This window comes from Marinobacter sp., assembly GCF_014859525.1.
GTDB lineage: Bacteria > Pseudomonadota > Gammaproteobacteria > Pseudomonadales > Oleiphilaceae > Marinobacter.
Map to the genome: position 1 here is coordinate 1 of NZ_JACUUB010000082.1, position 10,499 is coordinate 10,499.

Consider the following 10,499-nt stretch of genomic DNA (forward strand, 5'->3'; position numbering starts at 1 on the left):
ACCGCCAGCTCCGCCACATGCTTGCCTTGATAGCGGGCAATGTTCAGCTCTTTCTCGCTGGGCTGGCGTGAACCGTCGCCACCGGCGATGGTGGAGGCACCATAAGGTGTTCCGCCGTTCATTTCAGAGATATCGAAGAAGTCCGGAATACCGTACCCAAGGGGCACAATGACCATGCCGTGATGGGCAAGCGTGGTCCAGAAGGAGCTGATGGTGTGCTCTTGCCCGCCGCCAGTGCCGGTTGAGGTGAACACGCTACCCACTTTTCCGTGCAGCTTACCTCCGGCCCAAAGCCCACCGGTCTGGTCCAGGAAGGTGCGCATCTGGCCAGCCATGTTACCGAAACGGGTCGGCGTGCCAAATATGATGGCATCGTAGTCGGCCAGCTCAGCCGGGCTCGCAACCGGCGCACTCTGATCCGCTTTGCCACCAGCGTTCTGGAACGCTTCATCGGCCATGGTTTCAGGTACACGCTTAACCACTACATCTGCACCCGCAACGCCTTTCGCACCTTCGGCAACCGTGTTTGCCATGGTTTCCATGTGGCCATACATCGAGTAATAAAGAACCAGTACTTTTGCCATCAGAAAATCTCCTGCATCTGTTTTCGATAGTAAAAGCTTAACCGGCAGCGCCAAATGAGCAAAACGGAAGATTTGCTGCAGATCGTTCAGTTTTTCTGAACATAGTCACAACTCGGCCATGGCAAACTTTTGCGTACACATGTACGCTGAACTAAATTATACTTTCGCCCAATTGAGACAATCTTAGATGACCGTACCCATGAGCCACAGCCAGACCACTTCAGACTCTGTGCATCATCGCATTGAAGAATGGATCAACAGTGCAACCCACGGCCTTGGCGCCATCCTTAGTGTGATCGGCACGGTGGCCCTGATTGTCGCTGCCAGCCAGTTGGGTGACGTCTGGAAAATCGTCAGTTTCAGTGTTTTTGGTGCGTCACTGATCCTGCTGTACATGGCCTCTGCGCTTTACCACGGCGCTCGCAGTCCGGCGCTGAAAACGGCATTCAAGACCCTGGATCACTGCGCCATCTTCCTGCTGATTGCGGGCACCTATACACCGTTCCTGCTGGTGAACATGCGCGGCACCACCGGCTGGACACTGTTCGCCATCATCTGGTCGTTGGCACTGACCGGCGTGGTGCTCAAGGTAATATTCAAAAACCGGTTCAAACTGGCACGGGTTGGCATTTACGTCGCGATGGGATGGCTGATTATTTTTGCCTCGTCTGACCTGGTTGCCAATCTTAATGAGGCGTCGCTCTACCTGATGATTGCCGGCGGCATCATCTATACCGCGGGCGTCGCGTTTTATCTGGCAGATCGCACCCCTTACATGCATGCCGTCTGGCATCTGTTCGTGATTGGCGGTAGCGCCTGTCATTTCAGCGCCGTCTATTTTGGCGTGCTGCCCTATGCCATATAGCATCTGACACTCCAGACTCAGTGCGCAGTCACCGACATGACGCCAAACGTCATCATGGCGGCCCGGAAATGAATGGCTACCTCTACTGCGCCAGACCCTGAACCGCCTACCCCATCAGACATACCACCGCCACAACTTCATGTTTATTATAAGAAAAACAAACAACCGAAATCAGATATCGCCTGCCGGAATCCGTAACTACAAATAGCCCTGACAATCCTTGATATCTATCAAATTTGAACGGCACACCTCCTCTGCACAATAGCTCCAAAGCCTTGGAGCCACCATTAATGTGGCTCCGGGTCAGTCAAACCAAGGAGCAAAATCATGGCACAAACCAACGCCGACATTGAACATTGGGATGTCGAAAACGAAGAGTTCTGGGAACGAGAAGGTAAAAAAGTCGCCTCCCGAAACCTGTGGATTTCCATTCCTAGCCTTTTGATGGGCTTCGCCATCTGGCTGATGTGGGGCATGATCACCACACAGATGATCAATCTGGGCTTTCCTTTCACGGTTGAGCAACTGTTCACTCTGACGGCCATTGCAGGCTTGTCGGGTGCAACTTTGCGAATTCCGGCATCCTTTATGATCAAGATTGCCGGTGGCCGCAATACCGTCTTCCTTACCACCTCGCTCCTGATGATACCGGCGTTCGGTACCGGTATTGCTTTGATGAACCCAGATACCCCCTTCATCGTATTCCAGGCACTGGCACTGCTATCGGGTATTGGCGGTGGTAACTTTGCCTGCTCCATGAGCAACATCAGTTCCTTTTACCCCAAGAAAAAGCAGGGTTACGGTCTGGGCATGAACGCCGGTCTGGGTAACTTCGGCGTCACCACCATGCAGATCCTGATTCCATTGGTGATGACAGTCGGCATCTTTGGCGCGTTCGCCGGCGGCTCGCTGGAGCTTCAGAGCGCCAGCGGCACCTTGATTGGCCGCATTGATGCAGGCACAGAAACCTGGATCCAAAACGCCGGGTTTATCTGGCTGGTGTTTCTGATTCCGCTGGCCTTTGCCAGCTGGTTCGGGATGAATAATCTGAAAGTGATCACACCCAACCCCGGCAGCCCGCTATCCGCTTTCGGCAAAATCCTCGGACTTTACGGTGTGGGCTTTCTCGCGTCACTGGCGGGTGTGTGGGCGCTGAGCATGATGAACATGTGGATTGCGCTGCCACTGACTATCATCCTGACGGTCGTGCTGTTGCGCCTGATTCCGGGCGACATTAAACCCAACATCAAGAACCAGTTTGCCATCTTCAGCAACAAGCATACCTGGTCGATGACGGTGCTTTATATCCTGACGTTCGGCTCGTTCATCGGCTTCTCCGCCGCGCTGCCACTCTCAATCAGCGTCATCTTTGGCAACATGATGGACGTCGCCGCAGACGGCACCGTGACTCGGGTGGTCAACCCCGATGCGCCGAGCGCCCTGACCTGGGCCTGGATAGGGCCGTTTGTTGGTGCCCTGATTCGTCCGGTGGGCGGCTGGATCTCTGACAAAATGGGCGGCTCCATCGTTACCCAGATTATCTCGGTAGTGATGGTTGTTGCCTCTGTAGCGACCGGTTATGTGATGATGCTGGCCTACAATTCTACAGATCCCAACGCCTACTTCCCGATCTTTCTGATGCTGTTCATCCTCATGTTCGCCGCTAGCGGCATTGGTAATGGCTCAACGTTCCGCAGTATCGGCGTGATCTTCGATCAGCAGCAAAAGGGACCGGTTCTTGGCTGGACTTCTGCGGTTGCAGCGTATGGCGCCTTCATTGCACCCAGGGTCATGGGCCAGGAAATCCAGGCTGGCACTCCTGAAATTGCCATGTACGGATTCGCCATGTTCTATGCCGTGTGCCTGGTGGTGAACTGGTGGTTCTACCTGCGCAAGAACGCCTACATCAAGAACCCGTAATTGCACCAACCACAGCGTTAAACCTCTGCTTGCCGGCCCCACAAAGGCCGGCTTTTTTATGCCTACGACAACGCCCGGCCAGCCCCTAAACCACCTGGAGCGAAAGGCATTCCAGAACCGCCTCACAACATTCCCAAGCCCACAAAACAGCCCCCTTACCCCATCCTACAGGGCGCGAAATCACACGCTAGAGCTGATCATGGAGCGTTCAGCACAAACCAAAAACCCGCCAGGATTACTCCATGGCGGGTTTGATTTTCTTTATTGAGCGCGGTCTATCTTGCCATTTGGCCAGCCGCCCGGAGGCGTTCTTCCTCTTCTATCTGCAAGTCTACAGATGAGACATGGTATTCATCAGAAAACCCGCTCTCAGGCTCCTTAAGCCACATAATGCACAGCACCCAGCTGATGAACGCTCCCGCAGAAATGATGAAGAAGAACTGGGTCGGGGTCACAAAGGTAAAGATGGTCAGGTAGACCACCGCGCCCACATTACCGTAAGCACCCGCCATTCCGGAGATCTGCCCGGTAAGGCGCCGCTTGATAGACGGGATAATTCCGAACGTTGCACCTTCCGCGCCTTGCACAAAGAAGGATGTGAACACCGTAATACCAACGGCAATGATCAGCGGCCAGCTGGAATTGAGCAGGCCCATCAGCGCGAAGCCAATACCAATGCCAAACATGTAACTGAGCATCACAAAACGGCGGTTACCCATGCGATCAGACACCATACCGCCCATCGGGCGAGCCACCAGGTTGACAAAGGCAAAGGAGGCCGCAATCAGGCCCGCAATCGTGGCGCTCAGCCCCCAGGTTTCTTCAAAAAACATAGGCAGCATGGAAACCACCGCCAGTTCGGCCCCGAAGTTGGCAAAGTAGGTACTGTTCAAGGCAGCAACACTGCTGAATGGGTACTTATCGTCTTCAGGCACACCCTTTTTAAGAATAGGCACGTTAACCCTGAGGATCTGAACAATCTGATAGCAGACCACCAGGAAGATGACCACATAACAGATGATGGCCCCGGTGACGCTCAGGTAGCCCAAATTCTGGATTCGCCACACCAGGATAGCCAGAACACCAATCAGCGGAATGGTCCACAGGACCAACTTGACCAGATCACCCCAAGTGCTCACTTCCAGGGCGCTCGCTTTACGAGGCTTGCGATGAACCGTGCCTGCAGGACCATCGGTAATGGCAAACCAGTACCAGATGCCATAACCCGCCATCACGATGGCGCTCTGGGCAATAGCCCAACGCCATCCGTCGTCACCACCGTATAGGGTGATGGCTACGGTCGGCAGAGTCATAGCGGCAGCTGCAGAGCCAAAATTGCCCCAACCAGCATAGAAACCCTCAGCAAAACCAATATCTTTAGGCTTAAACCACATGGCGGTCATGTGGATGCCCACCACAAAACTGGCACCAATCGAGCTGAGTATCAGGCGGCTGACCAGCAACTGGGTCATGGTGTTCCCAAAGGCAAAGGCCAGAGCGGGTATGGACATAGTGACCATCAGAACAGAAAACACCCGACGCGGACCAAAACGGTCCAATGCCATGCCCACAATGATTCGGGCAGGAATCGTCAAGGCCACGTTACAGATGGCGAACAGGCGCAGGTCATCTCTGCTTAACCAGTCAACGCTCTTAAGCATGCTGGACGCCAATGGCGCCATATTGAACCAGACATAAAAGGTAATAAAAAAGGCAATCCAGGTCAGATGCAGCGCCCTGATCTCCGGATTGCGGACGCGGAATACGTCAGCGACTTTCATTTGAGCCTCCTGAGGCTAGGCAAGAAGAACAGAACAGCCAGTGCGTATCAGCGGCTGGGCAGAATTAGAAGAGGGCATTGAATACGGCGCGCCAGAAATGAACTGACGCTGCCAAACGTCATGTAATCCAGCTCATCAACAAAGTAGGTGAGTGATCGGGCAATAAAGCCACCATCCGGCTCATGACTGTGGCGCGCGATCACCAGCATGTCGGGGTGCACCTTTTTTTCCGCCGCGAAAAGGAGCATTTTGCGGGGGTCACCTTCAAGCAACATCGTTTCTGCCGATACCTTCTGGCTCTCGCACACTTCCAGCGCTTCCTTCAGGTAACCTTTAAGCTCAGTAACTTCTTCCTGAAACATATCTTCATTGCCAGAAGTGATGTCACGGGGGTTCTCAGCAACCGCAACCAGCGTTATTTTCGGCGTGAGTGTTCGAAACATAGTAATGGTTTGGGCCAGCGCCAATTTCGCGTTTCTGGAGCCATCGTAGGCAATCATGATGTTCATGGGATTCTCCGGGGCATTTCAGCTCGCCTTAAACAGACGATCCGTTGGTATTCGCCAGCATTACCCCACAGCGTCAGCCGCCCATAATTGACTTGCATCAACGAACGCCTCGCGTACCCCACCAGAGAAACCCCTTAGCTATCCCCTTCCCGGCGAAAGTGGTCGTTAACCTATCCCTCCCCCTCCCAACAGGAGGTACCCCCAATGCGCCCCATGAAAACGCGCCAAGTTTGATAGCATTTCAAACAGGTTCACCGTGCTTTCAGAGAGCGCCCATGACAACCACACCAACCAGGCCCGAGCAGCACCGCGCACTCGGTTTATCAACCTTTGCGTTCACGCTTTGCTTTGCCGTCTGGACCATTTTTTCGATTATCGGCATTCGCATCAGCGAAGAGCTGGGGCTGACCGATACCCAGCTAGGCCTGCTGATGGCCACCCCGATTCTCACCGGATCAGTCAGCCGGCTTTTTCTTGGCATCTGGACGGATCGCTATGGCGGCCGATGGGTATTCGGCATTCTGATGCTGACAACGTCTGCCTGCGTTTACCTGCTGACGTTTGCCACCACCTATCCAATGATGTTGCTTGGCGCCCTGGGGGTTGGTCTGGCGGGTGGTGCTTTTATCGTAGGCGTTGCCTATACCGCGGCCTGGTTCGAGCCCGCCAGGCAAGGCACGGCATTGGGGATTTTTGGAGCCGGTAACGTGGGCTCTGCGGTGACTAACTTCGGTGCGCCCTTCCTGCTGGTCGCCTTCGGCTGGGAGAAAACTGCCCAGATTTATGCCCTGGTCCTGGCCGTGATGGGCTTACTGTTTATTGTGTTTGCCAAAACCGATCCCTTGGCCAAAGCGCGCGCCAACGCCGAGCAGAAATCCTTTGCTGAACAGATGACTCCGTTGAGAGAGCTGCGTGTCTGGCGCTTTGCCTTGTATTATTTCTTTGTCTTTGGGGCATTTGTCGCCCTGGCACTGTGGCTACCCCACTACCTGATCGGTGTATACGGCCTGACCATCCAGACCGCTGGCATGATCGCCGCCCTGTACACAGTGCCCGCCTCCTTGTTCCGTATTCTTGGCGGCTGGTTGTCGGACCGTTACGGTGCCCGCCGGGTAATGTACTGGACCTTCATCGCATCGGTCATCTGCACCTTCCTGCTCAGCTACCCGCCAACCGAATACGTGATCCACGGTATCAACGCGGATATTCGTTTCAGTTTCGAGGTCAGTCTTGTGCTTTTTGTGGTGCTGACCTTTATCCTTGGTTTTTTCATGTCGCTCGGCAAGGCTGCCGTGTACAAACACATCCCGGTGTATTACCCCATGCACGTCGGTGCTGTTGGCGGTGTAGTTGGCATGATTGGTGGGCTTGGCGGGTTCATTCTGCCGCTGACGTTCGGCATGCTGAACGACTTCACCGGCATCTGGCAGAGCAGTTTCATGCTGATGTTCCTGATTGCCGCCATGGCGCTGTCATGGATGCACTACGCGATTCGCAAAGCAGAACGGGCAGAGTGGGCGGCCCACGAAGAGCGCACGGATCTTCCAGAACTGGCATCGCCCCAACTGTTCTATCCACTCAGCCGTTGGCGGCAAAATGCGCCACTGATCAAACCGTCAAAGCCGCGCTGACGACGAGCGTTTCAGGTGGCATTGGGATGGTCTACGAAACTATCAGGCGCGCAATTTCCTGGCGAGGAGTGGCACATCGTGCTGCAGCAAGTCGGATAGCCACACCCATCCGACTTGCCACCCACTCATTCGTCGTGAGGAATCGGGTCTGGGTTTCTGTCCCAGCCCACCAATGCCAATGTAGCGACAACACCGATCAACAGACCCTGCCACGGCTCAAAGAACGCCAGGGCCGCGCCAATCAAAACCACCGTGCCCCTGGACGCATTGTCTCTGGGGATCGACATGGCAATGTAGGCGCAGGCAAACCCGGTGAGCACCAGCGTAAGCGACAGCGCCACGCCTAACAGAGGCTTCAGGCCAGTTAGCAGCGGCAACATGAAGTAAATAAACGGGATACCCATCAGATAATAAGAGGCCAACCCACTGTGCAAGCTGTTCATGGCCGTAGGCCCTTGCTTCCAACGCTGGACAACGATGACATGCACGCCCGTCCAAACCGCGCCCTGAGTCGGGAAGAAAGGTGCAACAATGCCCATAATGGCGTTACGGATCGACAGCGAAAAGTGAGTGCGGTTGAGGTTGATATCGATGTGCTCATCCTTGCGCACTTTTAACCCTTCCCGGAGCACTTCGTTACCGGTAACCAGATCACCAAACAGGATAATGTATGCGATCAACGCCAAGGGAATACTCTGAACAATCATCTCCTTTGAGGGCCAACCATTAACCAGCGGTGACGCTTTCGCCAGGGCCTCTCCGAGCGGCGGCACCACAAAGCCCCATTGGATATCAAAATTCACCTCACCCACCAACGGCCCGATGATGGCCGCCGCCAGAAACCCGGGCAACAAGCCCAATGCGCCCAACATGAAGAAAAAACGATTTCGCGCTTTGAGCTTCTGCATCGGGACCGAGAAGGTGAAGATCAGGCAAATCGCACAGGCAAGACCGGTGGCAATAGGCTGCTCCAGAAGAAAGCGTTCGGCGTCGTCCACAAAAACCCGCTTGAGCGCGGCAATGGAGGCACCCAGAATAATGCCCGCTTTCAGCGTATCTGGCAGCCAGATGATGAAGCGTCGGCCCAGGCCAGTAAGCCCGAGCATCAGAACAAGACTGGCGAACACCAGGCTCAGAGCCGTCATGGCCTGGAATCGGCTTGCCGGATCGTCATAGCCACCAATCACAAACGCCAGAATCAGCGGAAGCGCCGGCGTGATCCAGCCGCCTGCGTATGGTTCGCCGAAAACAATCACCGCCGACGCAATCAATGAGGCATGAATCATGGAGAGCGCGACCGCCTCTTCAAAACTCAAGCCAAAGAAAGCCGTCATCACCGGAATCAGGGCCAGGCCCGTTGCCGCAGAGACGAACAGCCCCTGCAAAAATTCAGACCAACACAGTCGGGTGTGGTAGAAGGGCACGCGGAAGGTAAACGGCCCCCAGCGCCAACCGGCTAATTCAGGTCTCTCTGCCATAGGAAGTTACTCTCTTGTCTTTGTTTTTAGTGACCTGATTATGGAAACCCTGACCGCATAGCACGAATGAATAATTCTCATCATGCTTGATAAGCACAACTTATTACCGGTCAACACACTCTGCCAGTGCGTTTCTGAACACAATTCAAGCTACCCAATACCAGCATAGCCCTTTAAAATCCTGCCCCCTGCGAATTTTCTGGAGTTGTTGTTTGCCATGTCGTCAGAGTTGAGCCCTGCATCCGGTTTTGAACAACTGCGCCGCCTTGAATCCAGCAAGCTGTTTCAAGGCACGGTGATTGCCATCATCATTCTGTCAGCGCTGACCATTGGTGCGAAAACCTACGATATTCCGCCCCTGATCGAACAAAGCCTCAGCGTATTGGACACCGCCATTACGCTGTTCTTCCTGACCGAGATCCTGTTCCGCTTCGCCGTTTTTGAAAACAAAAAGCGCTTTTTGTTTGACGGCTGGAACCTGTTCGACACCCTGGTGGTGATTGGCAGCCTGATCCCGCTCGATAACGCAGAAGCTGTGCTATTAGGCCGCCTGCTCAGGGTATTCAGGGTGTTGCGACTGATCTCGGTGGTGCCAGAGCTGCGCTTTTTGATCAACTCCCTGCTCAAGGCGATTCCCCGCATGGGCTACATCGCCCTGCTGATGTTCATCATCTTTTATATATACGCAGCCATGGGCTCCATGTTCTTTGCGGATATTGATGACTTCCTTTGGGGGGACGTCTCCATCGCCATGCTGACCCTCTTCCGGGTAGCGACCTTCGAAGACTGGACGGACGTGATGTACGACACCATGGAGGTCTATCCGCTGAGCTGGATCTACTATCTGACCTTTATCTTCCTGACGGCGTTCGTGTTTCTAAACATGATGATCGGAGCAATACTGGAAGTAATGGGCGAGGAGCAAAACGCTAAAGAGGCAGAAAAAGCCCACGACGAGCGGGACGAAATCGCCCGCCAGCTCCAGGCTGTTCAGGAACAGCTAAAGGAGCTGACCAGGCAGATCAGCGACAAACACTAGCGCATCTCTCTTAGCCGAAGAACGGCTTGGCCATAGCCAAATGGAGGATCGCAAGTACCTGTGCCAGGGCGAGAACTGCGGCAATAATCCGAACGGGCTTGGCTACGGTGGTTTTCAGGGCAAACACACCCGCAATAATGTAGCCGACCAGCAGTACGATTTTAGCAATAATCCAGCCTGGCATGGCAGCAATGTAACCGACCACGAACAACAGAGAGATGGCCGACACCAGCAAAATGGTGTCGTTAATGTGGGGAATAAACCGCAACGGGGTTTGTCGCCAGCCCGGGCGGCCTGTCGCATCCAGCACCAGGCGCAGCGCAAACAGGATAATTGTCAGGTAGGCGGTAGCCATATGCAGCATCTTGAGCAATACGTAAGCACTCATAGAACATTCCTTTCCGAATCAGCATGATGACCGCATTGTACGCAAAATACCCCCAAGCAGGTATGGTTAATCCGTCATGCCACACCTAACATAAACTGCATATACATGTATCCGGGAGATTTGTATGCAGCCCACCTCAACCTCGCCTGAGCCCATCACCGTCAGCGCCGGCCAGCTCTTCAGTTACCCCTTCCGGATTTTTTTCCTGTCGATGGGTGTGCTGGCTATCGCCGCCATTCCCCTGTGGATTATGGAGCTCACCGGCACGGTTCGCCTGCCGCTGGCCATGCCGGGGCTGTTCTGG

The 10,499-nt window shown here is 54.4% G+C and carries 10 protein-coding genes; 5 read left to right on the plus strand and 5 right to left on the minus strand.

Annotated features, from left to right (window positions below):
• A partial coding sequence (gene wrbA / locus IBX51_RS12885) for an NAD(P)H:quinone oxidoreductase (protein WP_291831688.1) occupies positions 1 to 584 on the minus strand: 584 nt, incomplete at its 3' end.
• Between the two features lie 199 nt (positions 585 to 783).
• Here wrbA and IBX51_RS12890 point away from each other — a divergent pair.
• Together IBX51_RS12890 and IBX51_RS12895 are read left to right on the plus strand one after the other, a co-directional pair.
• Positions 784 to 1,449 (plus strand): hemolysin III family protein, encoded by a 666-nt coding sequence (locus IBX51_RS12890; RefSeq protein ID WP_291831696.1) that lies wholly within the window; start codon positions 784 to 786, stop codon positions 1,447 to 1,449.
• A gap of 327 nt (positions 1,450 to 1,776) precedes the next feature.
• Entirely contained in the window at positions 1,777 to 3,369 is a 1,593-nt protein-coding gene (locus IBX51_RS12895; RefSeq protein ID WP_291831689.1) for an antiporter, read from the plus strand.
• 275 nt (positions 3,370 to 3,644) lie between these two features.
• Here the strand turns inward: IBX51_RS12895 and IBX51_RS12900 are convergent, their stop codons facing one another.
• The gene (locus tag IBX51_RS12900; RefSeq protein WP_291831690.1) at positions 3,645 to 5,150 is read right to left on the minus strand and encodes an MFS transporter; all 1,506 of its coding nucleotides are present in this window, start codon (positions 5,148 to 5,150) and stop codon (positions 3,645 to 3,647) included.
• Between the two features lie 47 nt (positions 5,151 to 5,197).
• A complete protein-coding gene (locus IBX51_RS12905; protein ID WP_291831691.1) occupies positions 5,198 to 5,659 on the minus strand; it encodes a universal stress protein in 462 nt (153 codons plus the stop codon).
• 275 nt (positions 5,660 to 5,934) lie between these two features.
• On the opposite strand from IBX51_RS12905, the gene IBX51_RS12910 reads away from it, so the two are divergent.
• Positions 5,935 to 7,290 (plus strand): nitrate/nitrite transporter, encoded by a 1,356-nt coding sequence (locus tag IBX51_RS12910; protein ID WP_291831692.1) that lies wholly within the window; start codon positions 5,935 to 5,937, stop codon positions 7,288 to 7,290.
• A 125-nt stretch (positions 7,291 to 7,415) separates the two neighbouring features.
• On the opposite strand, the gene IBX51_RS12915 is transcribed toward IBX51_RS12910, so the two are convergent.
• The gene (locus tag IBX51_RS12915; RefSeq protein ID WP_291831693.1) at positions 7,416 to 8,768 is read right to left on the minus strand and encodes a hypothetical protein; all 1,353 of its coding nucleotides are present in this window, start codon (positions 8,766 to 8,768) and stop codon (positions 7,416 to 7,418) included.
• A 217-nt stretch (positions 8,769 to 8,985) separates the two neighbouring features.
• On the opposite strand from IBX51_RS12915, the gene IBX51_RS12920 reads away from it, so the two are divergent.
• Positions 8,986 to 9,807: an ion transporter gene (locus IBX51_RS12920; RefSeq protein WP_291831694.1), complete on the plus strand. Its 822-nt coding sequence runs from the start codon at positions 8,986 to 8,988 to the stop codon at positions 9,805 to 9,807.
• Positions 9,808 to 9,817: 10 nt separating this feature from the next.
• On the opposite strand, the gene IBX51_RS12925 is transcribed toward IBX51_RS12920, so the two are convergent.
• A complete protein-coding gene (locus IBX51_RS12925) occupies positions 9,818 to 10,195 on the minus strand; it encodes a SirB2 family protein (RefSeq protein WP_291831695.1) in 378 nt (125 codons plus the stop codon).
• A 124-nt stretch (positions 10,196 to 10,319) separates the two neighbouring features.
• Between IBX51_RS12925 and IBX51_RS12930 the strand changes: the two genes are divergently transcribed.
• A partial coding sequence (locus IBX51_RS12930) for an NnrS family protein (RefSeq protein ID WP_367166353.1) occupies positions 10,320 to 10,499 on the plus strand: 180 nt, incomplete at its 3' end.